The sequence below is a fragment of the Streptomyces gilvosporeus genome (assembly GCF_002082195.1).
GTDB classification, from domain to species: Bacteria; Actinomycetota; Actinomycetes; order Streptomycetales; family Streptomycetaceae; genus Streptomyces; species Streptomyces gilvosporeus.
In genome coordinates this window covers 6,483,700-6,510,022 of sequence record NZ_CP020569.1, presented here as the reverse complement: position 1 = coordinate 6,510,022, position 26,323 = coordinate 6,483,700, and the positions used below count along the sequence as shown (strand labels likewise).

Here is a 26,323-nt window from a genome sequence, read left to right as displayed (position 1 = left end):
GGCACTCACGCCGTAGCGCCCTCTACTATGCCGTGTGTCGATCGACCCGTACGGTACGGGTGCCACCTTCCGACGCACCAGTCCAAGCATCAGTCTCAGCGGCGGCCGAAACGCCCAGAGGCCACATCACCAGTAGAGGAGCAGGCCGGGGGATGTCCAGCGCCACCAGGGCTCGACGCCGCAACGGGCGGCAACAGCAGCAACAGGGATCCGCTGCACCGCAATTCGCGGGAAATGCTGGCCAAAACGACTCAGCGCCGGGCAACAGAGGAAATAGGGGCCGGAGTTCCGCAACCGGTCCGGTGGCTCCGCGGCTGCGCCAGCAGGCCGGCACTATCGGCGGTGTCCGCGTACAGCAGCTGGCCATCATCGAACTCGCCGCGGCGCTGGTGCTGGTGGGCTGGACGATCCACCCCGCCGCCCTGACCGCGGCCGTCGTGGTCGCGGCGGTGCTGGTCGTCTTCGCGCTCGGACGGCGGCGTAAGATCCCGCTGCCGGAGTGGATCACGACGGTCCGGGCGATGAAGCGCCGCAGCAAGAACAGCTCCGCGGCGCTCGCCGCCACGCAGAACGTCGACCCGGCGCTGGCGCCCGTCGTGGAGTGCGAGCCGGCGCTGCGGACCTACGAGTACACGACCGAGTCCGACCAGCGCGCCATCGGATTCGTCGGCGACGGCACGTTCCTGACGGCCATCGTGCAGGTGACCGCCCGCGACGAACCGCTGCGGCCGCACCGCGGCAGCCACATGCTGCCGCTGGACGTGCTGCACACCGCGCTGGACGTGGAGGACATCCACCTGGAGTCGGTGCAGTTCGTGCAGTACACCCAGCCGGCGCCGGCGCCGCATCTGCCCGAGCAGGCCGTCGCGGCCCGTTCGTACGCGCCGCTGCAGGCGCAGTCGCAGACGCCCGCCGTGCAGCTGTCGTGGATCGCGCTGAAGCTGGACCCGGAGCTGTGCTCCGAGGCCATCGAGGCCCGCGGCGGCGGCGTGGAGGGCGCCCAGCGCTCGCTGCTGCGCGCCGCCGACCAGCTCGTCAGCCGGCTCACCGCACGGAACGTACGCGCCAAGGTGCTCAACGAGCGCGAGGTCGTGGCCGCGGTCGGCACCGCGGTATGTGTGAGCCCGCGGGCCGCCAACGGCGCGATGGGCGGCGGCGGCCGGGCCGGCCGCCGTACCCAGGAGACGACCCGGGCGATGCGCTGCGACGACCGCTGGCACTCCACCTACTGGATCGGCCGGTGGCCCCAACTGGGCCAGGGCGGCGCCCCGTTGGCCGCCATCACCCAGCTGCTGACCAGCACCCGCGCGATGGCCAGCACCTTCTCGCTGACCGCCACGCACGGCAGCGGCCGCCTGCCGGCCATCACCGGCTACATCCGGCTGTCGACCCGCAGCGACAACGAACTCACCGCGGCGCAGAATGAGTTGGAGCGCCGTTCCGGTTCCGTGAAGGTCGGTCTCGTACGGCTCGACCGCGAGCAGCTGCCCGGCCTGCTGGCCACGCTTCCCCTCGGAGGTACCCGCTGATGGCCACTCCCACCTACCAGTCCCGCGTCACCGTCCAGAGCGACGGCTGGCGCAACGCCCCCATCGGCTCCGACAACGGCCGCCGGCTCAACCACCAGCCCCGCCCGGAGGAGGAGCAGTCCGGCCCCACCGGGCCCAAGCCCCGTCCCGGCTTCGGGCTGCGCGGGCCGCGGCGCAATGCGCATGTGCTGACGGCCGAGTCGCTCGGTGCGCTGACGCTGCCGGTCGGCGACGACGGCGTGATCATCGGTATCGATCCGCAGAACCAGCCCGCGGTGCTCAGCATGCTGCGCCCGGCGCCGATGGAGATCGCGCTGATCGGCAGCATGTGGATGGCCCAGGTGCTGGCGCTGCGCACGGTCGCCACCGGCGCGCGGGTCGCGGTGGAGACCGCGCGGCCGCAGGCCTGGGGGCAGATGGCGCAGGCCGCGGGCGGCGGGCAGCAGTGCGTGTCGATCCACGAGGTGCGCCAGATCGCGCCGCAGGGACCGTCGGTCTCCAGCCCCGTCCTGGTCGTCCGGGACATGGGTGCCCGGCCGCCGCGCAATCAGCTCGCGCCCAGCCCCTGGCAGTCGGTGCTCACGGTGCTGCCGTTCCTGGGCCCGCGCTCGCCGCAGATGCTCGCCCGGGTCGACCTGGTCGGCCTCCAGCGGCTCTCCCCCGAGGAGGCGGAGGTGGTGACGCGCATCATGCGGCTGCCCGAGCAGGTGGGCGCGGTGCTGCCGACGCTCAGCGACAACGCCATGCTGTGGTGCTCGCGCGACGGCCACCAGTTCGTCATGACCCAGCCGACCGAGGCCGAGACCCAGCTGCTCGGCGGGCCGCGCCGGATGGACTGACCGCGGCCGGGGCCGGTCGTGCGCATGCGGTGCGCGGCCGGCCCGAGGCTCGACACCACGGGCGCATCCTCGGATGCGCCCGTAAGTGTGCCAACGGGGCTCGAAGACGACATGACACCGACTGCCGTTATGGGCCGACTCTTGATTAGGCTGTGTCCAGTGCGCGCGGAGCGCCGAAGCACATGACTACGGCAGTCGGTGACGGCAGTCGGTCCGGGGATGGAGACAAACAGTGTTGGCGCAGCCCCGAGTGGTGTGTTCCGACGTCCACGACATCCGATTCATCCGATCGATCCGCCTGTATCCGGTCCTGCCGTTCAGGTGCGTTGCAGCAGTAGACCAGGAGGCACAGTGAGGGACCAGGAGGCTTTCCGTCCGGACGGGAACGATCCTGACGATGACCAGGAGTTCGACCTGACCGGCGAATTCAAGATCGATTTCGCCGCTCCGGCCTGGTATGCCAGCAACGACACCAGCGGAGGCGCCGGTACCGCCGCCGCGCAGCCTCCTGCGCCCGCACCCGCGCCCGAGGCGGCGCCGCCCACCGGGCCGCCGCAGGGCCCGCCCGGTGTGCCGCCGCAGGGCGGCCCGGCCCAGGGTGCGCCGGCGCCCGTGACCCCGCCGGCGGACGCCGCGCCGCCCGGGTTCCCGACGCTGCGCCCCAACGAGCCCGCCGACGCGGCCCCCGCCGCCGCGCCGCAGACCCCGGAGGCCGCCCCGGCCGCGTCCGGCGGCGGCTCCGGCGAGGACCGGGTGCGTTCGGGCACCGGTGTCGATCCCTCGGCCTCGCTGTGGGACGACGATGACGACGACGAGCCGCAGGCACAGGACGCGCCGGCGGCGGGTGCGTCGCAGCCGGAGGCCGCGCCCGCGCCCCACGCCCCCGAGGCGCCCGCTCCCGCGCCGCAGGTGCCCGAGCAGCCCGCGCCCGCCGAGGCCCAGGCCGCATCGGCCCAGCCTGCCCCCGCACAGCCGCAGCCGAGCATCCCCGCGCAGGCCCAGCCGCAGCCGGAGGCCGCCCCGCAGCAGGCCCCCGTACCGCCTCAGCAGGCCCAGCAGCAGCCCCAGCAGGGCGTACCGCAGCAGGGCGCCCCCTGGCCCGCGGACGGCCAGCAGCAGCCGCAGCAGGGCCAACTGCCGCCGCTGCCGCCGGAGTTCCAGCCCGCGGACCCGCGGACGGGCCAGGCCGGTCAGTCGCTGCCGCCGCAGCAGGGCCAGCCGCAGCCCCAGCAGGCTCCCGTACCGCAGCAAGCGCCGCCGCAGCAGCCCCAGGCCGGCTATCCGCAGCAGCCGCAGCAGGGGTACCCACAGCAGGCCCAGCAGCAGCCCGCGTACGGCTATCCGCAGCCCGCTCCGCAGCCCGCCTACGGATACCCCCAGCAGCAGGCCCAGCAGCCGCCGCAGAACCCCAACGCGGCGCAGCAGCAGTCCGCTTACGGCTATCCGCAGCAGCAGCCCTACCCGCAGCAGGGCCAACAGCCGCCGCAGCAGCCCGCGTACAACCAGCAGCAGGCCGCCGCCCAGCAGGCTGCCCAGGCCCAAGCACAGGCCCAGGCCCAGGCCCAGGCCCAGCAGCAGGCCGCCGCCCAGGCCCAGCACGCACAGCAGCAGGCCCAGGCACAGCAGTCCCAGCAGCCGCAACAGCCGCAGCAGCCCCAGCCGTTCCCCGGCCAGCAGGGCGTCGACCCCAACGCCGCGGCGAACTACGCCCAGTACTCGCAGCCCGGCCAGCAGCAGCCGCAGCGGGCCGCCCCGGGCGCACCGCTCGGCTACAGCGCCGCCGTCGAGCTGACCTCCGACCGCCTGCTGCGCAACCAGCCCAAGAAGCGCAAGCCGGGCGCCAACGCGCAGCCGTCGAAGTTCAAGCTGGGCGCGAAGAAGGAGCTGGAGGAGCGGCAGCAGAAGCTCCAGCTGATCCGTACGCCGGTGATGTCCTGCTACCGGATCGCGGTGATCAGCCTCAAGGGCGGCGTCGGCAAGACGACGACCACCACCGCGCTGGGCGCCACCCTGGCCTCCGAGCGGCAGGACAAGATCCTGGCGATCGACGCCAACCCGGACGCCGGCACGCTCGGCCGACGGGTGCGCCGCGAGACCGGTGCGACCATCCGTGACCTGGTGCAGGCGATTCCGCATCTGCACAGCTACATGGACATCCGCCGGTTCACCTCGCAGGCCCCCTCGGGTCTGGAGATCCTCGCCAACGACGTCGACCCGGCCGTCTCGACGACCTTCAACGACGACGACTACCGCCGGGCGATCGACATCCTGGGCAAGCAGTACCCGATCATCCTCACCGACTCGGGCACCGGCCTGCTCTACAGCGCGATGCGCGGAGTCCTCGACCTCGCCGACCAGTTGATCATCATCTCCACCCCGTCCGTGGACGGTGCGAGCAGCGCCAGTACGACGCTGGACTGGCTGTCCGCGCACGGCTACGCCGACCTGGTGCAGCGCGGTATCACGGTCATCTCCGGGGTCCGCGAGACCGGCAAGATGATCAAGATCGACGACATCGTGTCGCACTTCGAGACGCGCTGCCGCGGCGTGGTCGTCGTCCCCTTCGACGAGCATCTCGCCGCCGGCGCCGAGGTCGACCTCGACATGATGCGGCCCAAGACCCGCGAGGCGTACTTCAACCTCTCCGCCCTGGTGGCCGAGGACTTCGCACGCCAGCAGCAGGCGCAGGGCATGTACGCGCAGCAGCAGATGGGCGGCGACCCGTACGCCCAGCAGCAGTACGCCCAGCAGGGCCAGCAGGGCCAGCAGGGCCAGCAGGGCCAGCAGGGCCAGCAGCCGCAGCAGGGCTACCCGCAGCAGCAGGGGCAGCCCGCGCAGCCGCCCGCCGGTTACCCCCCGCAGCAGGGCGGCTGGCAGCAGCAGCCCGGCCAGCCCCCGGCGGGCTGGCAGCAGCAACAGCCGGCACCGGACGCTCCCCTGCCGGACGGCGGCGGCTGGACCCAGCAGCCGCCTCCGCAGTGAGCCGGACGTAGCGAACGACAGGCGAAGGGCCCCGCACCCGGTGCGGGGCCCTTCGCGTGTGCAGGGTCACAACAACTGGGCGGGTCACCACAGCCAGTTCGGGGTCACAGCATCCAGGTCACCAGCAGGCTCACCGCCGCGCCCCCGAGGCCCACCAGGTAGAGCCGGTTGCGTACCGTCCCGGCCCGCGTGCCGGACACCGAGCGGTTGATCAGGGCCGCCTGGACACCGCTCCGCGGCAGCATCCCGGTCGCGGCGAAGGGCACGCCGAAGGCCGCCACCAGCCAGCCGGAGAAGAACAGCGCGATCCAGCGGGCCACTTCGCCCGCGCCGGTGCGCACATACTCTCCGTCCGCCCCCTGTACGGCGATCCGGTCGCCCGGTGTCGCGTCCGCCCGGACCGTCGCCACCTCGTCCGTGCTGCGGCCGTCGTCGGAACGGAAGGTGCCCTCGCACACGGTGGGCCCGCCGGCGGGGTGGCCGCTCCCGGCCGCTCGCTGGGCATGGCAGCTCGCCGCCGTCAGCGTGCCGGGCGTCCCGGCGAACCCGCCGGCATACGCGATACGGGAGAAGGCCAGACCGAACACGACCAGGGCGAGGACGAAGAGCACGGCGCCCAGCACCCGGCCGCCCGGTCCGGGGCGGGGCAGCGACGGTACGGTCGCGAGCGGCGTCGATTCCGGCAGCCTCACGTTGTTCCCCCGACCGTCTTCCCCCGAGTGTCCCCCGCTGCGTCGCGTCAGTCCGCCGCGGCGATCAGGTCCCGCGCCTGCTTCACATCGATCGCCATCCGCTCCAGCAGCGCGTCGAGGGTGTCGAACTTCTCCTGGCCACGGATGTAGGCGAGGAAGTCGACGGCGACGTGCAGGCCGTACAGGTCCAGGCCGACGCGGTCGATGGCGTAGGCCTCGACGGTGCGGACCTTGCCGTCGAACTGCGGGTTGGTGCCGACGGAGATCGCCGCGGGCATCGCCTCGCCCTCGACGTGCAGCAGGCCCGCGTAGACGCCGTCGGCCGGGATGGCGGTATGCGGCAGGGTCTCCACGTTGGCCGTGGGGAAGCCCATCTCGCGGCCGCGCTGGGCGCCGCGGACGACGACGCCCTCGACGCGGTGCGGCCGGCCCAGGACCTCCCGCGCGCCGGTCATGTCGCCGTCGGCGACCAGCCGGCGGACCAGGGTGGAGGAGAACGCCTCGCCGCCGCCCGCCGTACCGCGCTCGAAGAGGTCGATGATCTCCACCGTGAAGTCGTAGGTCCGGCCGAGCTCGGCGAGGGTGTCGACGGTGCCGCTCGCCCGGTGTCCGAAGCGGAAGTTGGGGCCCTCGACGACGAGCCGGGCGTGCAGCTTGTCCACCAGGACCTTGACCACGAAGTCGGCCGGCGCCAGCTGCGAGAACTCCTTGGTGAACGGCAGGATCAGCACGGCGTCCACGCCCAGCTCCGCCATCAGCTCCGCGCGCCGGTGGTGCGGTGCGAGCAGCGGCGGATGGGTGCCGGGGCGCACCACCTCGCTCGGGTGCGGGTCGAAGGTGACGACCACCGCGGGAACGCCCAGCTCACGAGCGCGCTCGACGGCCTTGCCGATGATCAATTGGTGGCCGCGGTGCACACCGTCGTACGAGCCGATGGTGACGACGCTGCGTCCCCAGCCCTCGGGGATGTCCTCCAAGCCACGCCAGCGCTGCACTGTGCCCGCTCCTCGCCCGAACCCTTGTCCGTCCCAAGCGCCATTTCGCCATGGCGCAGGTCTAAGACTGCCATGCCCGGGGAGGTGCTTCGCGCGAAGGGTCTCCCGCAGGCGCTCCGGGGCCGCGACGGGCGCCGCACGGACCGCCAACTCCGGTGCCCCGCCGAGGAGATGGCGGCAAAAGCGCCCCCTTCCGCGCGGTGATTCACTCCGAGCGCCGCGCCGAAGGAGTGAATCATCGCACCGCGGTGGACAGAGTCAAGGCGAGGGGGATGGTGGACCGCGGGCCGCGCCCACGTCCGTCCGGCCGTCCGGCGGTCCACCACCTCCCCCGGCGGCCCCGGGACCCGTCGGCCCCGCGGCGCCCGCGAACGGCCGGTGGCCGGTCCCGTACGCCTGCGCGCACCGGAACCGGCCACCGCCGCACCCCGCCGTCTCCCGCGTCAGCCGAAGACGGCCAGGCTCTTCGCCTTCCCTCCCTGGTTCTCCACCAGCGCCAGGAACGTGCCGTCCGGCCCGAACGCCGCCACGGGGCCCTCGGCCTCGAAGCGCGGGATCGGGATCCGGGCACCGTTCATCAGCAGCCGCGCCTGCGGCTCGGCCACGTCCCAGCGGGTGAACGCCGCGGCCGCCGCCTCGCCGATCGGCATGACCGGCAGCCCCGGGCCCTCGGCGTCGTCCACCGCGGCCTGGAGCTGTTCGAGGGTGCGCGCCCGGTCCAGCTTGTACGGGCCCACCCGGGTGCGCCGCAGCGCCGTCAGATGGCCGCCGACGCCGAGCCCGGCGCCCAGGTCGCGGGCGAGGGCGCGGATGTACGTACCGGAGGAGCACTCCACCGAGACCAGCAGGTCGGTCACCGGGGTGCCGTCCGCCGCCTCGGTCTCGGTCACCGAATACAGCACGAACGAGGAGACGGTCACCGGCCGGGCCGGGATCTCCACGTCCTCGCCCTCGCGCACCCGCGAGTAGGACCGCTTACCGTCGATCTTGATGGCGCTGACCTTCGACGGCACCTGCATGATCGCCCCGGACAGCGCCGCGATCCCCGCGTCGATGTCCTCCCGGGCGAGGCCGTGCGCCGCCTTGGACGCGGTGATCTCGCCCTCCGCGTCATCGGTCACCGTCGTCTGGCCGAGCCGGATCGTGCCGACGTACTCCTTCTCCGTCAGCGCCAGATGACCGAGCAGCTTGGTGGCCCGCTCGATGCCGAGGACGAGGACGCCCGTGGCCATCGGGTCGAGCGTGCCGGCATGCCCGACCCGGCGGGTGCGGGCCATACCGCGCATCTTCGCCACGACATCGTGCGAAGTGAAACCGGCCGGCTTGTCGACGATGATCAGGCCGCCCGGCTTGTTGCTCTCACGCTTCATTCTGCCGCTCGGCCCTCGTCGTCCGCCTCGTCGACGTCTTCGCCCGGCTTGCGGTACGGGTCGGCCTCGCCGGCGTACTGGGCGCCCGAGGAGACCTCGCGCACCTTGGCGTCCGAGGCCCGCGCCTTGTCGAGCAGGTCCTCGATGGTCCGGGCGTTCTCCGGCAGGGCGTCCGCCACGAACGACAGGGTCGGCGTGAACTTGGTGCCGGCCGCCGCCCCGACCGCCGAGCGCAGGATGCCCTTGGCGCTTTCGAGGCCCGCGGCCGCGCTGGCCCGCTCCTCGTCGTCCCCGTAGACCGTGTAGAAGACCGTAGCCTCCCGCAGGTCGCCGGTGACCCGGGTGTCCGTGATGGTCACGTGCGAACCGAGCCGCGGGTCCTTGATGCCGCGCTGGAGCTTCTGGGCGACCACCTCCCGGATGAGGTCCGCCAGCTTCTTCGCCCGCGCATTGTCGGCCACTGGTCCGTCTCCTTCTTGTCTTCCACAATTGTGCTTCCACCGGCGGCGCGATGCCCCTTGCGGGTCAGTCGTCGTCGCCGTGCAGCCGCCGGCGCGCCGACAGCAGCTCCACTTCGGGCCGTGCGGCGACCAGGCGCTCGCAGCGGTCCATGACATCCGTCAGATGCCCGGCGTCCCCGGACACCACCGCCAGGCCGATTCTGGCCCTGCGGTACAGGTCCTGGTCCCCGACCTCGGCCACGCTCACCGCGAATTTGCGGTGCAGCTCGGCGACGATCGGGCGGACGACCGAGCGCTTCTCCTTCAGCGACCGTACGTCGCCGAGAAGCAGGTCGAAGGACAGCGTCCCTACGTACATGCACGACGGGTAAAGCCACCCGTGGGGCCTTGGGGGCACCTCCGGCGGTGGCCGGGGGCGTACGGATCATCCGATCCGTCGGTCCTTCGCACGGTACACGCAACGGCCGGGGCCGATCGACGGATTTCCCGCCGACCGGCCCCGGTGAAGCTCGCCCGCCCGTCGCCCGACCACCACCCCGGGTGGTCCGCGCTACGCACGGGCTGCGACATCAGCCGCGCGGCTTCTCCCGCATCTCGTACGTCGCGATGACGTCGTCGACCTTGATGTCGTTGTAGTTGCCGAGGTTGATACCGCCCTCGAAACCTTCGCGAATCTCGGTGACGTCGTCCTTGAAGCGACGCAGACCCTGGATGGTGAGGTCCTCCGCGATGACCTTGCCGTCGCGGATGAGGCGCGCCTTGGTGTTGCGCTTGACCTCGCCGGAGCGGATGAGCACACCCGCGATGTTGCCGAGCTTGGACGAGCGGAAGATCTCGCGGATCTCGGCCGTACCGAGCTCGACCTCCTCGTACTCCGGCTTGAGCAGGCCCTTGAGCGCCGCCTCGATCTCCTCGATCGCCTGGTAGATGACCGAGTAGTAGCGGACGTCGACGCCCTCGCGCTCGGCCAGCTGCGTGGCACGCCCCTCGGCGCGCACGTTGAAGCCGATCACGATCGCGTCGGAGCCGGTCGCCAGGTTGATGTCGGACTCGGTGACCGCACCCACGCCGCGGTGCAGCACGCGGATGTCGACCTCCTCGCCCACATCGAGCTGGAGCAGCGAGGACTCGAGAGCCTCCACCGAACCGGACGCATCGCCCTTGATGATGAGGTTGAGCTGCTGGATCTCGCCGGCCTTGAGCACCTTGTCGAGGTCCTCCATGGACACCCGGCGGGTGCGCTTGGCGAAGGCGGCGTTGCGCTCGCGCGCCGCGCGCTTCTCGGCGATCTGACGGGCCGTACGGTCCTCGTCGACCACCAGGAAGTTGTCGCCGGCGCCCGGGACGTTGGTCAGACCCAGGACCAGGACGGGGGTCGAGGGACCCGCTTCCTCGACGTTGTTGCCCTTGTCGTCGAGCATCGCCCGGACGCGGCCGTAGGCGTCGCCGACGACCATGGTCTCGCCGACGCGCAGCGTGCCGCGCTGGACCAGGACGGTGGCCACGGCGCCGCGGCCACGGTCGAGGTGAGCCTCGATCGCGATGCCCTGCGCGTCCTGCTCCGCGTTGGCACGCAGGTCGAGCGCGGCGTCCGCGGTGAGGACGACGGCCTCGAGCAGCTGCTCGATGTTGGTGCCCTGGCGCGCGGAGATGTCGACGAACATGGTGTCGCCGCCGTACTCCTCGGCCACCAGGCCGTACTCGGTCAGCTGACCGCGGACCTTGGTCGGGTCGGCACCCTCGACGTCGATCTTGTTGACCGCGACCACGATCGGCACATCGGCCGCCTTGGCGTGGTTCAGCGCCTCGATCGTCTGCGGCATGACACCGTCGTTGGCCGCCACCACGAGGATCGCGATGTCGGTCGACTTGGCACCACGGGCACGCATGGCGGTGAACGCCTCGTGACCGGGGGTGTCGATGAAGGTGATCGCGCGGTCTTCGTCGTTGACCTGGGTCGTGACCTGGTACGCACCGATGTGCTGCGTGATGCCGCCGGCCTCGCCCGCGACCACGTTGGTCTTGCGGATCGCGTCCAGCAGGCGGGTCTTACCGTGGTCGACGTGACCCATGACGGTCACCACCGGCGGACGGGAGACCAGCATCTCCTCGCCGCCCTCGTTCTCGCCGAACTCGATGTCGAAGGACTCGAGCAGCTCGCGGTCCTCCTCCTCCGGGCTGACGATCTCGACGACGTAGTTCATCTCGTCGGCGAGCAGCTGGAGCGTCTCGTCGGAGACCGACTGGGTCGCGGTGACCATCTCGCCGAGGTTCAGCATGACCTGGACCAGCGACGCCGGGTTGGCGTTGATCTTCTCCGCGAAGTCCGTCAGCGAGGCACCGCGCGACAGGCGAACCGTCGCACCGTTGCCGCGCGGCAGCATGATGCCGCCGACCGACGGGGCCTGCATGGCCTCGTACTCCTGACGCCTCTGGCGCTTCGACTTGCGGCCACGACGCGCCGGACCGCCGGGACGGCCGAACGCACCCTGCGTGCCACCACGGCCACCGGGACCGCCGGGACGGCCGGCGAAGCCGGGACGACCGCCGAAGCCGCCGCCACCGCCGCCGGGGCCACCGCCACCGGGACGACCGGCGAAGCCGCCGCCGCCACCCGGACGACCGCCGCCGCCACCGGGACGGCCGGCGAAGCCGCCGCCACCGCCCGGACGACCGCCGCCGCCACCGGGACGGCCGGCACCCGCGGGACCACGGCCGCCGCCACCGGGGCCCGGACGCGGGCCGGCAGCCGGACGCTGCGGCATCATGCCCGGGTTCGGACGGTTACCGCCGCCGCCACCGGGACGCGGACCGGCACCGCCGGGAGCCGCACCCTGCGGACGGGGCATACCACCGGGGGTCGGACGCGCGCCGCCCTGGCCCTGGGGACGGGGGCCGCCCTGGCCGCCGCCCTGCGGACGCGGGCCGCCGGGGCCGCCCTGGCCACCGGGACGCGGGGCGCCGCCGGGACGGGGGGCCTGCGGACGGGCCATGCCCGTCGAGCCGCCGGAGGTGAAGGGGTTGTTGCCCGGACGGGGACCGGAGGGACGGGCACCCGGGCGGGGGCCCGGACGCTCGGCACCCGGACGCGGGGCACCGCCGCGGCCCGGAGCACCCTGGCCGGGGCCGGGACGGCCGCCGGGACGCGGGGCCGGACGTTCGGCGCCCGGACGCGGGGCGGAGGGGCCGGGCGCGGGCGCGGCCGGCGGAGCCTGGAACTCGGGCTGCGCGGGGGCGGCCGGAGCGGGCTTGGGCGCCGGCGCCTTGGGGGCCGGCGTGGGGCGCGGGCCCGGCGTGGGCGCCGCGGAGGGGGTGCTGCTCTTGGGCGCCTCGGGGGCGGCCGGTGCCGGAGCCGCGGGGCCCGGCTTGGGGGCGCCCGGCTTCGGGGCAGCAGGACGTCCCCCCGATGCCTTGGCGGCAGGGGAGGTGCCCCCGGCCTGCGCCGGAGAGGGCGCCGACGGCTTCGCGGGGGCCGACTTGCGCGGCGCCGCGGGCTTCCCGGCGGCGCGGCCGCTGCCGCTGCCTGCCTGGAAAGCGTCGGTCAGCTTGCGAACAACCGGCGCCTCGATCGTCGAGGACGCCGAACGGACAAACTCACCGAGTTCTTGGAGCTTGGCCATGACGACCTTGCTCTCAACTCCGAACTCCTTGGCGAGTTCGTATACCCGGACCTTAGCCACTTCGCTCCTTTTAGGTCCGGGTTGCGCCGGACCGTCGCTACTTCATGGGCGTACTCATCGCGTACTCATCGAGTGCTCATCGCAATCTCGACCTACTTCCGACTCGCGAGGTACCTGACCGCACGGTTTTCCGTGCGCTGTGCGTTCTTACTGTGCTTTTACTGCTTGCGCCATTGCATTAACGGGCCGCTGTGGACCCGTTCCGCTCGACGGCCCGGCGCAGAGCCGCCGTGTCGTACGGTCCCGGGCCCCGAAAAGCCCGGGCAAACGCCCGGCGGCGGACCGCCAGGTCGAGGCAGACCGGTGTGGGGTGCACATAGGCACCCCGGCCGGGCAGCGTACCGCGCCGATCAGGGACACACTCACCCTCGATCATCACGATGCGCAGCAAATCGCCCTTGGCCACCCGCTCCCGGCAACCCAGACAAGTACGCTCAGGGCATGCGCGGGCATGCGTCCGGCCAGACACTGCTTAAGTCTACCTCCCCGTAGCGGCCTCACCCCGATGGGGTGAAGACCGAACGTCGGCTCAGAATCCCCGCCGCGGCCCCTGTCAGAGGGCCGCGGCGCATCCGGACGGCTACTCCTGCGGAGCGTGCTGTTCCGTATCGGGCCGGATGTCGATCCGCCAGCCGGTGAGACGGGCGGCGAGGCGGGCGTTCTGCCCTTCCTTGCCGATCGCCAGCGACAGCTGGTAGTCGGGCACGGTCACCCGCGCGGAGCGCGCCGCCAGGTCGACGACCTCGACCTTGCTGACCCGCGCCGGGGAGAGCGCATGGGCGACCAGCTCGGCCGGATCCTCCGACCAGTCCACGATGTCGATCTTCTCGCCGTTGAGCTCGGCCATCACGGCCCGCACCCGGCCGCCCATGGGCCCGATGCAGGCGCCCTTGGCGTTCAGCCCGGACCGCGTCGACCGCACCGCGATCTTGGTCCGGTGCCCGGCCTCCCGCGCGATGGCGGCGATCTCCACCGACCCGTCCGCGATCTCGGGGACCTCCATCGCGAACAGCTTCTTGACCAGATTCGGGTGGGTCCGCGACAGCGTCACCGACGGCCCGCGCACGCCCTTGACCACCCGCACGACATACGACCGCAGCCGCGTGCCGTGCGCGTAGTCCTCACCGGGCACCTGCTCCTGCACCGGCAGGATCGCCTCCAGCCGACCGATGTCGACCAGCACGTTCTTGGGGTCCTTGCCCTGCTGCACCACACCGGTGACGACATCGCCCTCGCGCCCGGCGTACTCGCCGAAGGTGATCTCCTCCTCGGCGTCCCGCAGCCGCTGGAGGATGACCTGCTTGGCGGTGGTGGCCGCGATACGGCCGAAACCCGACGGAGTGTCGTCGAATTCGCGCGGCTCGGCGCCCTCCGCCACGTCCTCCGGGTCCTCCTTCGCCCACACCGTCACATGCCCGGTGTTGCGGTCGAGCTCCACCCGTGCGTGACGGCGGCTGCCCTCGGTGCGGTGGTATGCGATGAGGAGGGCCGACTCGATCGCCTCGACCAGCAGGTCGAACGAGATCTCCTTCTCCCGCACCAGACCCCGCAGGGCACTCATGTCGATGTCCACGGCTACGCCTCCTCCTTCTTCTCGTCCTTACGGCTGAATTCCAGCTCGACCCGGGCCCGCTCGATCTCGTCGAACGCGATCCGCCGCTCGGTCGGCTTGCGGCCCTTGACCCCCGGCACCTCGAGATCGAGGCCGTCCTCGTCCACGGACACGATCCGCGCGACCAGCTCACCGCCGTCACTCAATCGGGCCTTGACGAGCCTTCCGACGGCGCGGCGGTAGTGCCGCAGCTCGGTCAGCGGCCGGTCGGCGCCGGGAGAGGTCACCTCGAGGGTGTAGGGGGCGCCGCCCATCACGTCGGACTCGTCCAGCGCCTGCGACACCTCGCGGCTGACGGCCGCACAGTCGTCCAGCTGGACCCCGTCGTCGGAATCGACCACGATCCTCAGCACCCTCCGCCGGCCCGCGGGGGTCACCTCGATCTCTTCCAGATCCAGGTCTCGCGCGGCGACGAGCGGTTCAAGCAGTCCGCGCAGCCTCTCGTTCTGGGTCGTGCTCATCCGGGTGACTCCTCGGCCGCGTGTGCTGTTGTGGGTAGATCGCGTGTCGGGTCAAAGCCTATCTGTTCCGGCGGGGTACTGACGATTCGGTGGGCGGGCACGGATACTCTCGCCTGCGGTGATCACAACGAAAGACCCCCGGGAGCCGAACGTGGCGCTCACGCGCAGAAGGACCCTGCTGACCGGCGCCGCCCTGGGCGGCGCGGCCTGGCTCACCGCCTGTTCCGAGGACCCGGCCCCCCAGCGGGCCGAAAGCTCCTCGTCCGCCGACCGTCTGCGCCAAGGCGCCGCCCGGGACAGCACCGCACTGCTGGCCCGCTACGACGCCGCCCTGGCCGCCCACCCCACCCTGGCACCGGCCCTGCGGCCGCTGCGCGCCGAAGTGGCCCGCCACGCCGAGGCGTTCGGCGCCGGGAAGTCCCGCACCGGCGTGTCGCACCCCCCGGCCGCACCCGACGCGCCGACGGCCCGCAAGCAGCTGGCCCAAGCCGAGCGCGATCTGGCCGACCGCCGTACCCGGGCGCTGCCCGGCGCCCCGCCCGAGCTGGCCCGCCTGCTGGCCTCCGTGGCGGCCGCCGGTGCCGCCCACGCCTATCTGCTGGCCAAGCCGTAAGCCACCACAACACCCCGAAGGCATCCGCACCATGACAGCAACAGAGCTCACCGCTGCGCAGGCGGCCCTGGCGGCCGAATACGCCGCCGTGTACGGCTACGGCGTGGTCGGCGGCCGGATCTCCCCGGCCCGCCGCAAGGAGGCCCAGGAGGCGTACGACGCCCATCGCGCACGCCGGGACGCGCTGCGCCGCACCGTACGGGACCTGGGCGGCACCCCGCACGCCGCGGCGGCCGCCTACGAGCTGCCCTTCCCCGTCCCGGACGCCGCGGCCGCGCTGCGCCTGGCAGCGGAGCTGGAGGACCGGCTGGCGGCCGTCTACGCCGATCTCGTACGGTCCGCGGAGAAGTCCCGCCGCCTGGACGCGGCGGCCGCGCTGCGGGAGGCGGCGGTCCGGTCGGTGCGCTGGCGGGGCAGCGGCGTAGCCTTCCCTGGGCTCGTGGAGCGGGCGGCCGGTGCGCCGGCCCCGTCCCCGAGCGCGCCCTCGAACGCGCTCTGAACCACCGGAAAGGGACAGCTCAGGCATGGCAACGGCACCCATCGAACCGCCCCAGCGGTTGGTGAGTTCGCTGAGCAGCGATCCGGAAAGTCCCGAACGGCAGTGGCTCGCCGCGCTTCCGACGCTGCTTCAGCAGCAGCTGGTGTCCTGGGATCTGACGCTGGAACGGGTGCACGCCCCCGGTGGCCGCAGCAGCCTGGTGGCGCTCGTACGCCAACGGGACGACACCCCCGCGGCCCTGAAGTTCCCCGCGCCGGGGCGAGCGCACGAGGCCGAAGCCCTGGGCATATGGGACGGCTGGGGCGCGGCCCGCCTGCTGCGCCGCGACGAGGCGACCGGCGCGCTCCTGCTGGAACGCCTGCACGGCGCGGTGTCCCTGCGTTCCCTGCCCGAGGCCAAGGCCCTCCTGGAAGCGGCCGGCACGGTACGCCGCCTGTGGGTGGAGCCGGGCCCCGGCCATCCCTTCCCCACCCTGGCGGGCCAGACCGAGCAGGCCGTGCGGACGCTGAGCGCGGCCCGGGCCGACAGCCCCGACGCCGCGCCCCTCCTGGCAGAGGCGCGCGAACTGCGCGAGGCCCTGCCGACGACGGCCACCGAACACGTCCTGCTGCACGGCGCCTTCCGCCAGGGCAAGGTCCTGGCGGGCGAGCGCGCGCCGTGGCTGGCCATCGGCCCCGCGCCGCTGGTCGGCGAGCGCGCCTACGACCTGGCCGCCCTCGTCCTGGACCGCTTCGAGGACCTGATGGCGGGATCGGGCGCGGCCGCCGCCGCCCGGCGCCGCGTGGCCAAGCTGGCCGACTCCCTGGACGTGGACCGCGACCGGCTGCGCGACTGGACGCTGTGCCGCGCCGTCCTGACCGCCGTTCGCGAGGCGGCCGTCGGCGACCGCCAGCGCGGCGAACTGCTGCTGGAGTTCGCCGCCTGGCTGTAGGGCCCGTCCGACGGGTCGGACAGGCCCCGGGTGCCGCTGTACGCCTCAGGCGCTGAGCTTGGCCACGGCCTCCTCGACCGTCAGCTCCTCGCGCTCGCCCGTGCGCCGGTCCTTGACCTCGACCACGCCCTCACCGGCGCGGCGCCCGGCGACCACGATCGTCGGCACGCCCAGCAGCTCCGCGTCGGTGAACTTCACACCGGGCGACACGCCGGGCCGGTCGTCGACCAGCACCCGCAGCCCCGCGGCGCCCAGCTGCTCGCCCACCGACAGCGCCAGCTCGGTCTGCTTGGCCTTGCCCGCCGCGACGACGTGCACATCGGCCGGGGCGACCTCGCGCGGCCAGCACAGCCCGGCCTCGTCGTGGGTCTGCTCGGCGAGGGCGGCCACCGCCCGGGAGACGCCGATGCCGTACGAGCCCATGGTGACCCGGGCCGGCTTGCCGTTCTGGCCGAGGACGTCGAGCTCGAAGGCGTCGGCGTACTTGCGGCCGAGCTGGAAGATGTGGCCGATCTCGATGGCGCGGTCGATCTTCAGGCCGGTGCCGCACTTCGGGCAGGGGTCGCCCGGCTCCACGACGACCACGTCGAGGTACTCGTCGACCTCGAAGTCACGGCCCGCGACGACGTTGCGGGCGTGCTTGCCCTCCTTGTTGGCGCCGGTGATCCAGGCCGTACCGGAGGCGACGCGCGGGTCGGCGAGGTAGCGGAAGGACTTGCCCGCCAGGCCCTGCGGGCCCACGTAGCCGCGGACCAGCTCCGGCCGCTCGACGAAGTCCTCGGCGGTGACCAGCTCGACGACGGCCGGCGCGAGGTGCTCGCCGAGCTTGCCGAGGTCGACCTCGCGGTTGCCGGGGACGCCCACCGCGACGATCTCGCCGTCGACCTTGACCAGCAGGTTCTTCAGCGTCGCCGAGGCCGGGACGCCCAGGTGCTCGGCGAGCTTCTCGATGGTCGGGGTGTCGGGGGTGTCCAGCTCCTCGACGGGGCCGTGGCCGGAGCCGTCGACCGGCTCGACCTTGACCGTCACGGCCTCCGTGTTGGCCGCGTAGTCACACGCCGGGCAGTCGACGAAGGTGTCCTCACCGGCGGCCGCGGGCGCCAGGAACTCCTCGGACGCGGAGCCGCCCATCGCGCCGGAGACGGCGGAGACGATGCGGAAGTCCAGGCCCAGGCGCGCGAAGATCTTCTCGTACGCGGCGCGGTGCAGCGCGTAGGACTCCGCCAGGCCCTCGTCGGTGACGTCGAAGCTGTAGGAGTCCTTCATCTGGAACTCGCGGCCGCGCAGCACACCGGAGCGCGGACGGGCCTCGTCGCGGTACTTGGTCTGGATCTGGTAGAGCATCACCGGCAGGTCCTTGTAGGACGTGCACTGGTCCTTGACGGTGAGGGTGAAGATCTCTTCGTGCGTGGGGCCGAGGAGGTAGTCGGCGCCCTTGCGGTCCTTGAGGCGGAAGAGGAGGTCGCCGTACTCGTCCCAGCGGTTGCTGACCTCGTAGGGCTCCTTGGGCAGCAGGGCCGGCAGCAGCACTTCCTGGGCGCCGATGGCGTCCATCTCTTCGCGGACGATGCGGGAGACGTTCTCCAGGACCTTCTTGCCCAGCGGCAGCCACGTCCAGATGCCGGCGGAGGAGCGGCGGACGTACCCGGCGCGGACGAGCAGCTTGTGGCTGGCGGTCTCGGCGTCGGCCGGGTCCTCGCGCAGTGTCTTGATCATCAAGCGGGACATGCGCTGAACCTGTGCGGCGTTGGCCATGGGAGTTTCTCCTGCGTAAGAAAGGTGACTCCCAGGAGGTTAGCCGCAGGGGTGTGGCGCACGGAAATGTGTTCCGCCGCACCGAAATGGTCAGGGCCGTATCAGCGGAAGCGGCGCGCCCATCACGGCGTACGGCGTCGGCGCGCTCGGGAACAGCACCCGTCGCGCGATGTCGATGTAGCCCAGCGACCGGTACAGCCCCCGGGCCGGGCTCTCCACATCGATCGCGGACAGGATCGACCGGGGCTCGGCCGCCTCGTCGGTGATCCGGGTGATCAGCGCCCGTCCGATGCCGCGGCCCTGGTAGGCGGGGTGGACGTGCAGCTCGGTGATGACGAAGGAGTCGTCCAGCCAGTGATCGAGGTGCTCGCTGCGCAGATACGGTTCGACGACGGTGGACCACCAGTGCGCCCGGTCGTTGGGCATGCCGTACACGAACCCGACGAGGTGCCCCTCGGGGGTGGTGGCCCCCAGGGCCCGCGCGCCGCGGCAGCCCAGATGGCGCAGCACGATGTGCCGCCGGACCGCGACCTCGTCCTGGCTCAGGCCGAATGCCAGCGCCTGTACCGCGAGCGCGTCGTCCACGCGGGCGGCGAGATCGAGAGGGCCGACCGCGACGTCATCCATGGTCGCGAGCGTACAAGGCGGCAACAAGGCGGCACCACCGCTCAGAACAGCACGCTCATGAAGGCCCCGACCTCCCGGAACCCCACCCGCCGGTACGCCGCACGGGCCGCGGCGTTGAAGTCGTTGACGTACAGGCTGGCCACCGGCGCCACATCGCTGAGCGCATAGCGCAGCACCGCCGCCATCCCCGTCTCCGAGAGCCGCTTGCCCCGGTAGGCGGGATCGACCCAGACCCCCTGGATCTGGCAGGCCCGCGGCGTCGCGGCCCCGATCTCGGCCTTGAAGATGACCTTGCCGTCCTCGATACGGGCGAAGGACCGCCCGGCGCCGACCAGCTCGGCGACCCGGGCCTGGTAGAGCAGCCCGCCGTCGCCGGCCATCGGCGAGATGCCGACCTCTTCGGTGAACATGGCCACGCACGCCGGCATGATCAGGTCCATCTCGTTCTTGCGGATCCGGCGGACGTAGGGGTCGGGCGGGATCTCGGCGGACGGCGCGTTCGTCACCATCAGGGGCTGGTGGGCGCGCACCTCGCGGGCCGGTCCCCAGTGCGGCTCCAGCAGCGACCACAGCTCGGCGGTGGGTCCGGCGGGGCCGACGACGGAGGAGCAGCGCCGGCCCTGGCGGCGCGCCCGTTCGGCGAAGCCGTGCACGGCCTCGGAGGTGGCGCACACCGGGACGAGATTGGCGCCGGCGTAGCAGAGCGACTCCAGCCGTCCCCCGACGTACCAGCCCCACATCTCGCCGCCGAGGCGCCAGGGGTCGAGGCCGGCGATCTGCACACGGGCGGCGACGAAGGCGTTGGCGACCGGGTCGCGGTCCAGGACCGCGAGCGCATCGTCGAGCTCCCCGGGCTCGAGGACCTTGATGGTGGTGGTCGTCAGCACGTGTCGGAATGCCTCACCGTTACGGGCCTGGGAGGCCAGGCGGGAGCAGGTCTTGGCACTTTACCTCCCCCTGCGGGCGGGCACCCGGCCCGCGGGGAGACCGGTTCCCGCAGGCGGGCAGCGGCGAGCCCCGCGGCCCGGTGGGCGGCGGGGCTCACATGAGCGAGCGCAGCGAGCTCATCATCGAAAGGTGCTCGCCCCGCGCATGCGGGGCCGAGCGAAGCGAGGTACCGGCATCTCGCGGGGGGTCAGCCGGCGGCGGTGACGACCGGCTCGCCGGAGGCGACGCCGTCGGCCTCCATCTGCGCGGCGATCTTCAGCGCCTCTTCGATGAGGGTCTCGACGATCTTGGACTCGGGGACGGTCTTGATGACCTCGCCCTTGACGAAGATCTGGCCCTTGCCGTTGCCGGAGGCGACGCCGAGGTCGGCCTCGCGGGCCTCGCCGGGGCCGTTGACGACGCAGCCCATGACGGCGACGCGCAGCGGCACCTCCATGCCCTCCAGGCCCGCGGTGACCTCGTCGGCGAGCTTGTAGACGTCGACCTGGGCGCGGCCGCAGGAGGGGCAGGAGACGATCTCGAGACGGCGCTGGCGGAGGTTGAGCGACTCCAGGATGGAGATGCCGACCTTGACCTCCTCGGCCGGCGGCGCGGACAGCGAGACGCGGATGGTGTCGCCGATGCCCTCGCTGAGCAGCGCGCCGAAGGCGACGGCGGACTTGATGGTGCCCTGGAAGGCGGGCCCGGCCTCGGTGACGCCCAGGTGGAGCGGGTAGTCACACTGAGCGGCGAGCTGGCGGTAGGCGTTGACCATCACAACCGGGTCGTTGTGCTTGACCGAGATCTTGATGTCGCGGAAGCCGTGCTCCTCGAAGAGGGACGCCTCCCACAGCGCGGACTCGACCAGCGCCTCGGGGGTGGCCTTGCCGTACTTCTGGAGCAGGCGGCGGTCCAGGGATCCGGCGTTGACGCCGATGCGGATGGGGGTGCCGGCGTCGGAGGCCGCCTTGGCGATCTCCTTGACCTTGTCGTCGAACTGCTTGATGTTGCCGGGGTTGACGCGGACGGCCGCACAGCCGGCGTCGATCGCGGCGAAGACGTACTTCGGCTGGAAATGGATGTCCGCGATGACCGGAATCTGCGACTTCTTCGCGATGACCGGCAGGGCGTCGGCGTCGTCCTGGGTGGGGCAGGCGACCCGGACGATCTGGCAGCCGGAGGCCGTCAGCTCGGCGATCTGCTGGAGCGTGGCGCCGATGTCGGAGGTGCGGGTGGTCGTCATGGACTGCACCGAGACAGGCGCGTCCCCGCCCACGGCGACCGAACCGACGTGGATCTTGCGGCTGACACGGCGGTCGGCGAGCTTGGCCGGTACGTCCGGCATTCCCAGCGCAATGGCAGTCATCTGGCGAGCAACCCCAAGGTATGGATCATGGTCCCGGATTCGGCGGGCTCCGGCATCCGAGGTTACGGCACCGGTATGTCGATAGGCACATCGCGCTCGGGCGGACCCTCGAAAGAGAACGGCCGGACGCCTCCAAACGCCGCGGAGGTGTCCGGCCGTCGCCAAACCCGAATTCCGGTCGAAGCCGTCAGGTCAGTTTCACCGGATTCACGACATCGGCCACCAGCACCAGCAGCGTGAAGCAGATGAAGATCCCGGCGACGACGTAGGCCACCGGCATCAGCTTGGCGACGTCGAAGGGGCCGGGGTCGGGCCGCCGGAAGACCCTGGCGAAGGACCGGCGGATCGCCTCCCAGACGGCGCCGGCGATATGCCCGCCGTCCAGCGGGAGCAGCGGCAGCATGTTGAACAGGAACAGCGAGAGGTTGAAGCCGGCGACCAGGAAGAGCATCGTCGCCACCCGCTGCTCCGGCGGGATGTGCAGGGAGAAGACCTCGCCGCCGACCCGGGCCGCGCCGACCACGCCCATCGGGGAGTCCTGCTTGCGCTCGCCGCCGTTGAACGCGGCGTTCCACAGGTCCGGGATCTTGCCGGGCAGCTGGACCAGCGAGGAGACGCCCTGCTCGACCATGCTGCCCATCCGGTCCACGGACTGGCCGAAGGACTGCTGGACGACGCCGCTGGCGGGGGTGAAGCCGAGGAATCCGGCGGTGACGAACTGGCCGGGGACATAGCCGCCGTGCCCGTCCGTCTTGGCGACCTTGTTCTCTATCAGGTCGGCGTGCAGTGTCCTACGTACGCCGTGGCGCTCGACGACGAGGGTGGCGGGCCCGGTGGTGTCGCGGATCTGGCGCTGGAGGGTGTCCCAGTCCGGTACGGCGCGCCCGTCGAAGGAGACGATCTTGTCGCCGGCCCGCAGGCCCGCGGCCTTGGCCGGGGAGTCCTTGGCACCGGAGGGGCATTTGTCGGTCTTGGCAGCCGCGGAGATCACGCAGTCCGAGACGGAGCCGACCTGGGTGGTCTGGGTGTTGATGCCGAAGCCCATCAGCACGCTCATGAAGATCACGACCGCGAGGATCAGGTTCATGAACGGCCCGGCGAACATCACGATGATGCGCTTCCAGGGCTTGCGGGTGTAGAAGAGCCGGTGTTCGTCGCCGGGCTGGAGCTCCTCGAAGGCCGCCGAGCGGGCGTCCTCGATCATGCCGCGGAACGGTGAGGTGGACCGGGCCTGGAGCTTTCCGTCGTCGCCGGGCGGGAACATGCCGATCATGCGGATGTAGCCGCCGAGCGGGACGGCCTTGATGCCGTACTCGGTGTCGCCCTTCTTGCGGGAGAAGATCGTCGGCCCGAAGCCCACCATGTACTGCGGCACCCGGATGCCGAACATCTTGGCCGTGGAGAGATGGCCGAGTTCGTGCCAGGCGATGGAGAACAGCAGGCCGACGACGAAGACGACTATGCCGAGGATGGTCATCCAGGTCGTCATACGCGAGCCTCCGATGATGTCCGTGCCGCACGGGCGGCCAGTTCACGGGCGCGGGCACGCGCCCAGGTTTCCGCCTGCAAGACGTCCGCCACGGTCAGTGAGGTTCCGTTGGCCGGTACGCCGTGTTCGGCGACCACTTCCGCGACCGTATCCACAATCCCTGTGAACGGCAGCCCGCCCGCCAGGAACGCATCGACGCACTCCTCGTTCGCGGCGTTGAAGACGGCGGGCGCGGTGCCGCCGAGGTCTCCGACGTGGCAGGCGAGGGCGACGGACGGGAAGGCCCGGGTGTCGAGCGGGAGGAACTCCCAGGTCTGCGCCGTGGTCCAGTCCACGCCCGGCGCCGCGTCCGGGACCCGCTCGGGCCAGCCCAGGCCCAGGGCGATCGGCATCCGCATATCGGGCGGGCTGGCCTGGGCCAGGGTGGAACCGTCAGTGAACTCCACCATCGAGTGGATGTAGGACTGCGGATGGACCACGACCTCGATGCGGTCGAAGGGCACGTCGAAGAGCAGATGCGCCTCGATGACCTCCAGGCCCTTGTTGACCAGGGTCGCGGAGTTGATGGTGACGACCGGTCCCATGGACCAGGTGGGGTGGGCCAGGGCCTGTGCGGGGGTCACCTCGGCCAGTTCGTCCCGCGTACGGCCGCGGAAGGGGCCGCCGGAGGCGGTGACGACGAGCTTGCGGACCTCGCTGGGCTCGCCGCCGGCCAGCGCCTGGAAGAGCGCGGAGTGCTCGGAGTCGACGGGGACGATCTGGCCGGGCTTGGCGACGGCCTTGACCAGCGGGCCGCCGACGATCAGCGACTCCTTGTTGGCCAGCGCCAGCACCCGCCCGGCCTTGAGGGCGGCGAGGGTGGGGGCCAGGCCGATGGAGCCTGTGATGCCGTTGAGGACGGTGTGGCAGGGCGAGGCGGCCAGCTCCGTGGCGGCGTCGGGACCCGCCAGGATCTCGGGCAACGGCTCCCCCGCCCCGTAGCGGGCGGCCAGCGCCTCGCGCAGCACGGGGACGACGTCCTCCCGGGCGACCGCGACGGCCGCGACCCGCAGCTGGTGCGCCTGGTCGGCGAGCAGGTCCACCCGGCCGCCGGCCGCGGAGAGCGCGGTGACCTTGAAGCGGCCGGGGTTGCGCAGGACGATGTCGATCGCCTGCGTGCCGATCGAACCGGTCGAGCCGAGGATCACGATGTCGCGCGGGCCCGCCGGGTAGGTGGCGGCCGGTTCGTACCGCAGGTGCGGATGTGCGAGGGAGTCCGTCATGCCGTCCATTGTTGCCGGTCGGCGCGGCTCCTCGTACGGGGGACCCGGAGGCCGCCCGTACGAGGCCGGGACGTCCTACCTCACGGGATCGGGCGGCGGACGGAGTCCTTGGTGCTGGGGCCGGGGGTGGCGTCCGCGATCCAGGGGCCGTCGCCGCTGGGGTCGATGACGCCCTCCTCCAGCCAGGTGTAGCTGCCGTCCAGGACCCGGGAGACGATCTTGCGGTCGAGGTCGTCGGTGTTGGTCCACAGCCGGCCGAACAGCTCCTCGATGCGCAGCCGCGCCTGACGGCAGAAGGCGTCGGCGAGCTGGTGGGCCTCGCGGCCGTGCTCGCCGGACATCCGCAGATGCTCGGCGCGGACACAGGCCGCGCTCATCGCGAACAGCTCGGCGCCGATGTCGACGATCCGGCCGAGGAAGCCCTGTTTGGTCTCCATCCGGCCCTGCCAGCGGGACATGGCGTAGAAGGTGGAGCGGGCGAGCTTGCGCGAGGCCCGTTCGGCATAGCGCAGATGGCCGGCGAGTTCGCCGAACTCCTGGTAGGTACGCGGCAGTTGGCCCGGTCCGGTGATGAGCTGGGGCAGCCAGCGGGCGTAGAAGCCGCCGGCCCTGGCCGCGGCCCGGCCCTTGTCGGCCAGGGAGGTGTCCGGGTCGATGAGCGCGCCGGCGACGGAGAGATGGGCGTCGACGGCCTCGCGGGCGATCAGCAGATGCATGATCTCCGTGGAGCCCTCGAAGATCCGGTTGATGCGCATATCGCGCAGCACCTGTTCGGTGGGGACGGCGCGTTCGCCGCGGGCGGCGAGCGATTCGGCGGTCTCGAAGCCGCGGCCGCCGCGGATCTGGACGAGTTCGTCGGCCATCCGCCAGCCCATCTCGGAGCCGTACAGCTTGGCGAGGGCGGCCTCGATACGGATGTCGTTGCGGCTTTCGTCGGCCATCTGGGAGGAGAGGTCGACGACGGCCTCCAGGGCGAAGGTGGTCGCGGCGATGAAGGCGACCTTGCCGCCGACGGCCTCGTGTTTCGCGATGGACTTGCCCCACTGCTCGCGGGCCGTGGACCATTCGCGGGCGATTTTCAGACACCACTTGCCGACGCCGGCGCACATCGCGGGCAGCGAGAGGCGGCCGGTGTTGAGGGTGGTCAGGGCGATCTTGAGACCGGCGCCCTCGGGGCCGATGCGGTGCGCGGCGGGGACGCGGACCTGGTGGAAGCGGGTGACACCGTTCTCCAGGCCGCGCAGGCCCATGAAGGCGTTGCGGTTCTCGACGGTGATGCCGGGTGAGTCGGCCTCGACGACGAAGGCGGTGATACCGCCCTTGTGCCCCTCGGAGGCGGGCACCCGCGCCATGACGACCAGCAGGTCGGCGACCACACCGTTGGTGGTCCACAGCTTCACGCCGTCCAGGACGTAGTCCTTGCCGTCGGGTACGGCGGTGGTGGCCAGGCGGGCCGGGTCGGAGCCGACGTCCGGTTCGGTGAGCAGGAAGGCGGAGATGGCGCTGCGGGCGCAGCGTGGCAGGAAAGCGTCCTTCTGCTCCTGGGTGCCGAAGAGTTTGAGCGGCTGCGGGACGCCGATGGACTGGTGGGCGGAGAGCAGGGCGCCGATGGCGGGGCTGGCGGATCCGGCCAGGGCCAGGGCGCGGTTGTAGTAGACCTGGGTCAGGCCGAGGCCGCCGTACTTGGTGTCGATCTTCATGCCGAGCGCGCCGATCTCCTTGAGGCCCTGGAGGGTCTCGTCGGGGATCTTGGCCTCGCGTTCGATGCGGGCGCTGTCGACCTTGGTTTCGCAGAAGGTCCGTAGGGTGGCCAGGAACTTCTCCCCGCGCCGGACGTCGTCCACCGCCGGGGTGGGGTGCGGATGGATGAGGTCGAGCCTGAAGCGCCCCAGGAACAGTTCCTTGGCGAAGCTGGGCTTGCGCCAGTCCTGCTCGCGGGCCGCCTCGGCGACCTGCCGCGCTTCGCGCTCGGAAACCTTGCGGATGGACGGAGCCGTCATCAGGAGCTCACCTCGCCGCGGTCGGGAGTGCTGCACCGAGGGCCGGGGGCGGCCGTCGGACAGTGCTACTTGTGAGGGTTACCCGATCCGAGGGGGTTGCACCAGTGGTACCGCGGGGAAGCGGCGGGCGTGCGCACGCGTATGCGCCATGGGCCGTCCGGGGGACGGCTTCGGCCACCCGGGAACGGGCCGTATCGGCCATTCGGGTGTCCGGACGGAGGGAGGGACGCGGC

Annotated in this window: 22 protein-coding genes; 6 read left to right on the top strand and 16 right to left on the bottom strand. The window is 72.0% G+C overall.

Annotation, left to right across the window (positions count from 1 at the left end; translation table 11 throughout):
• The first annotated feature begins 302 nt into the window (after positions 1 to 302).
• From eccE to B1H19_RS29150, 3 genes are all read left to right on the top strand, one after another.
• Complete coding sequence (gene eccE, locus B1H19_RS29160) at positions 303 to 1,529, top strand: type VII secretion protein EccE (RefSeq protein ID WP_083107705.1); 1,227 nt, start codon at positions 303 to 305, stop codon at positions 1,527 to 1,529.
• Positions 1,529 to 2,368: a hypothetical protein gene (locus B1H19_RS29155; protein WP_083107704.1), complete on the top strand. Its 840-nt coding sequence runs from the start codon at positions 1,529 to 1,531 to the stop codon at positions 2,366 to 2,368. The genes eccE and B1H19_RS29155 overlap by 1 nt, the downstream gene beginning before the upstream one ends.
• A gap of 351 nt (positions 2,369 to 2,719) precedes the next feature.
• A complete protein-coding gene (locus tag B1H19_RS29150) occupies positions 2,720 to 5,350 on the top strand; it encodes an SCO5717 family growth-regulating ATPase (protein ID WP_083107703.1) in 2,631 nt (876 codons plus the stop codon).
• Between the two features lie 104 nt (positions 5,351 to 5,454).
• Here the strand turns inward: B1H19_RS29150 and B1H19_RS29145 are convergent, their stop codons facing one another.
• The 9 genes from B1H19_RS29145 to rimP all read right to left on the bottom strand — a co-directional run bounded on the left by B1H19_RS29145 (position 5,455) and on the right by rimP (position 14,621).
• Complete coding sequence (locus B1H19_RS29145) at positions 5,455 to 6,042, bottom strand: hypothetical protein (protein WP_083107702.1); 588 nt, start codon at positions 6,040 to 6,042, stop codon at positions 5,455 to 5,457.
• 47 nt (positions 6,043 to 6,089) lie between these two features.
• Entirely contained in the window at positions 6,090 to 7,037 is a 948-nt protein-coding gene (locus B1H19_RS29140) for a bifunctional riboflavin kinase/FAD synthetase (RefSeq protein ID WP_083107701.1), read from the bottom strand.
• A gap of 443 nt (positions 7,038 to 7,480) precedes the next feature.
• Positions 7,481 to 8,407, bottom strand: a complete 927-nt coding sequence (gene truB, locus B1H19_RS29135; RefSeq protein WP_083107700.1) for a tRNA pseudouridine(55) synthase TruB — start codon at positions 8,405 to 8,407, stop codon at positions 7,481 to 7,483.
• Positions 8,404 to 8,868, bottom strand: coding sequence for a 30S ribosome-binding factor RbfA (gene rbfA / locus B1H19_RS29130; RefSeq protein WP_083107697.1), 465 nt, complete (start codon positions 8,866 to 8,868; stop codon positions 8,404 to 8,406). Before rbfA ends, truB begins: the two co-directional genes overlap by 4 nt.
• Positions 8,869 to 8,932: 64 nt before the next feature.
• Entirely contained in the window at positions 8,933 to 9,226 is a 294-nt protein-coding gene (locus tag B1H19_RS29125) for a DUF503 domain-containing protein (RefSeq protein WP_083107694.1), read from the bottom strand.
• A 211-nt stretch (positions 9,227 to 9,437) separates the two neighbouring features.
• Positions 9,438 to 12,548 (bottom strand): translation initiation factor IF-2, encoded by a 3,111-nt coding sequence (gene infB / locus B1H19_RS29120; protein WP_083107692.1) that lies wholly within the window; start codon positions 12,546 to 12,548, stop codon positions 9,438 to 9,440.
• 178 nt (positions 12,549 to 12,726) lie between these two features.
• Positions 12,727 to 13,017 (bottom strand): YlxR family protein, encoded by a 291-nt coding sequence (locus B1H19_RS29115; RefSeq protein ID WP_083107689.1) that lies wholly within the window; start codon positions 13,015 to 13,017, stop codon positions 12,727 to 12,729.
• 111 nt (positions 13,018 to 13,128) lie between these two features.
• Entirely contained in the window at positions 13,129 to 14,121 is a 993-nt protein-coding gene (nusA, locus tag B1H19_RS29110) for a transcription termination factor NusA (protein ID WP_083107687.1), read from the bottom strand.
• Positions 14,122 to 14,123: 2 nt separating this feature from the next.
• The gene (rimP, locus tag B1H19_RS29105; protein ID WP_083107686.1) at positions 14,124 to 14,621 is read right to left on the bottom strand and encodes a ribosome maturation factor RimP; all 498 of its coding nucleotides are present in this window, start codon (positions 14,619 to 14,621) and stop codon (positions 14,124 to 14,126) included.
• Between the two features lie 151 nt (positions 14,622 to 14,772).
• On the opposite strand from rimP, the gene B1H19_RS29100 reads away from it, so the two are divergent.
• The 3 genes from B1H19_RS29100 to B1H19_RS29090 are packed head-to-tail and all read left to right on the top strand — an operon-like array spanning position 14,773 to position 16,664.
• Positions 14,773 to 15,234, top strand: coding sequence for a hypothetical protein (locus B1H19_RS29100; protein ID WP_083107685.1), 462 nt, complete (start codon positions 14,773 to 14,775; stop codon positions 15,232 to 15,234).
• A gap of 31 nt (positions 15,235 to 15,265) precedes the next feature.
• The gene (locus B1H19_RS29095) at positions 15,266 to 15,733 is read left to right on the top strand and encodes a ferritin-like domain-containing protein (protein ID WP_083107684.1); all 468 of its coding nucleotides are present in this window, start codon (positions 15,266 to 15,268) and stop codon (positions 15,731 to 15,733) included.
• 25 nt (positions 15,734 to 15,758) lie between these two features.
• A complete protein-coding gene (locus B1H19_RS29090; protein WP_083107683.1) occupies positions 15,759 to 16,664 on the top strand; it encodes an aminoglycoside phosphotransferase family protein in 906 nt (301 codons plus the stop codon).
• Between the two features lie 45 nt (positions 16,665 to 16,709).
• On the opposite strand, the gene B1H19_RS29085 is transcribed toward B1H19_RS29090, so the two are convergent.
• The 7 genes from B1H19_RS29085 to B1H19_RS29055 form a co-directional block, all read right to left on the bottom strand.
• On the bottom strand, positions 16,710 to 18,419 hold the full coding sequence (locus tag B1H19_RS29085) for a proline--tRNA ligase (protein ID WP_083107682.1): 1,710 nt from the start codon (positions 18,417 to 18,419) through the stop codon (positions 16,710 to 16,712).
• A gap of 90 nt (positions 18,420 to 18,509) precedes the next feature.
• A complete protein-coding gene (locus B1H19_RS29080) occupies positions 18,510 to 19,046 on the bottom strand; it encodes a GNAT family N-acetyltransferase (RefSeq protein WP_083107679.1) in 537 nt (178 codons plus the stop codon).
• 41 nt (positions 19,047 to 19,087) lie between these two features.
• Positions 19,088 to 19,933 carry a GNAT family N-acetyltransferase gene (locus tag B1H19_RS29075; protein WP_083107677.1) on the bottom strand — a complete coding sequence of 282 codons (846 nt, stop codon included), beginning with the start codon at positions 19,931 to 19,933 and terminating at the stop codon, positions 19,088 to 19,090.
• A gap of 248 nt (positions 19,934 to 20,181) precedes the next feature.
• On the bottom strand, positions 20,182 to 21,339 hold the full coding sequence (gene ispG / locus B1H19_RS29070; RefSeq protein WP_083107675.1) for a flavodoxin-dependent (E)-4-hydroxy-3-methylbut-2-enyl-diphosphate synthase: 1,158 nt from the start codon (positions 21,337 to 21,339) through the stop codon (positions 20,182 to 20,184).
• A gap of 187 nt (positions 21,340 to 21,526) precedes the next feature.
• Entirely contained in the window at positions 21,527 to 22,828 is a 1,302-nt protein-coding gene (locus B1H19_RS29065) for a M50 family metallopeptidase (RefSeq protein ID WP_083107673.1), read from the bottom strand.
• Positions 22,825 to 24,090, bottom strand: coding sequence for a 1-deoxy-D-xylulose-5-phosphate reductoisomerase (dxr, locus tag B1H19_RS29060; protein WP_083109941.1), 1,266 nt, complete (start codon positions 24,088 to 24,090; stop codon positions 22,825 to 22,827). The genes B1H19_RS29065 and dxr overlap by 4 nt, the downstream gene beginning before the upstream one ends.
• Before the next feature lie 80 nt (positions 24,091 to 24,170).
• Complete coding sequence (locus B1H19_RS29055) at positions 24,171 to 26,090, bottom strand: acyl-CoA dehydrogenase family protein (RefSeq protein ID WP_083107672.1); 1,920 nt, start codon at positions 26,088 to 26,090, stop codon at positions 24,171 to 24,173.
• Positions 26,091 to 26,323 lie beyond the last annotated feature (233 nt).

Coding starts and splice junctions, on each gene's coding strand:
- B1H19_RS29090 (WP_083107683.1), top strand. CDS start 15,759: ATGGCAACGGCACCCATCGAACCGCCCCAGCGGTTGGTGAGTTCGCTG.
- truB (WP_083107700.1), bottom strand. CDS start 8,407: ATGAAGCGTGAGAGCAACAAGCCGGGCGGCCTGATCATCGTCGACAAG.
- B1H19_RS29080 (WP_083107679.1), bottom strand. CDS start 19,046: ATGGATGACGTCGCGGTCGGCCCTCTCGATCTCGCCGCCCGCGTGGAC.
- B1H19_RS29155 (WP_083107704.1), top strand. CDS start 1,529: ATGGCCACTCCCACCTACCAGTCCCGCGTCACCGTCCAGAGCGACGGC.
- B1H19_RS29055 (WP_083107672.1), bottom strand. CDS start 26,090: ATGACGGCTCCGTCCATCCGCAAGGTTTCCGAGCGCGAAGCGCGGCAG.
- B1H19_RS29125 (WP_083107694.1), bottom strand. CDS start 9,226: ATGTACGTAGGGACGCTGTCCTTCGACCTGCTTCTCGGCGACGTACGG.
- B1H19_RS29065 (WP_083107673.1), bottom strand. CDS start 22,828: ATGACGACCTGGATGACCATCCTCGGCATAGTCGTCTTCGTCGTCGGC.
- rimP (WP_083107686.1), bottom strand. CDS start 14,621: ATGAGCACGACCCAGAACGAGAGGCTGCGCGGACTGCTTGAACCGCTC.
- ispG (WP_083107675.1), bottom strand. CDS start 21,339: ATGACTGCCATTGCGCTGGGAATGCCGGACGTACCGGCCAAGCTCGCC.
- B1H19_RS29085 (WP_083107682.1), bottom strand. CDS start 18,419: ATGGCCAACGCCGCACAGGTTCAGCGCATGTCCCGCTTGATGATCAAG.
- B1H19_RS29095 (WP_083107684.1), top strand. CDS start 15,266: ATGACAGCAACAGAGCTCACCGCTGCGCAGGCGGCCCTGGCGGCCGAA.
- dxr (WP_083109941.1), bottom strand. CDS start 24,090: ATGACGGACTCCCTCGCACATCCGCACCTGCGGTACGAACCGGCCGCC.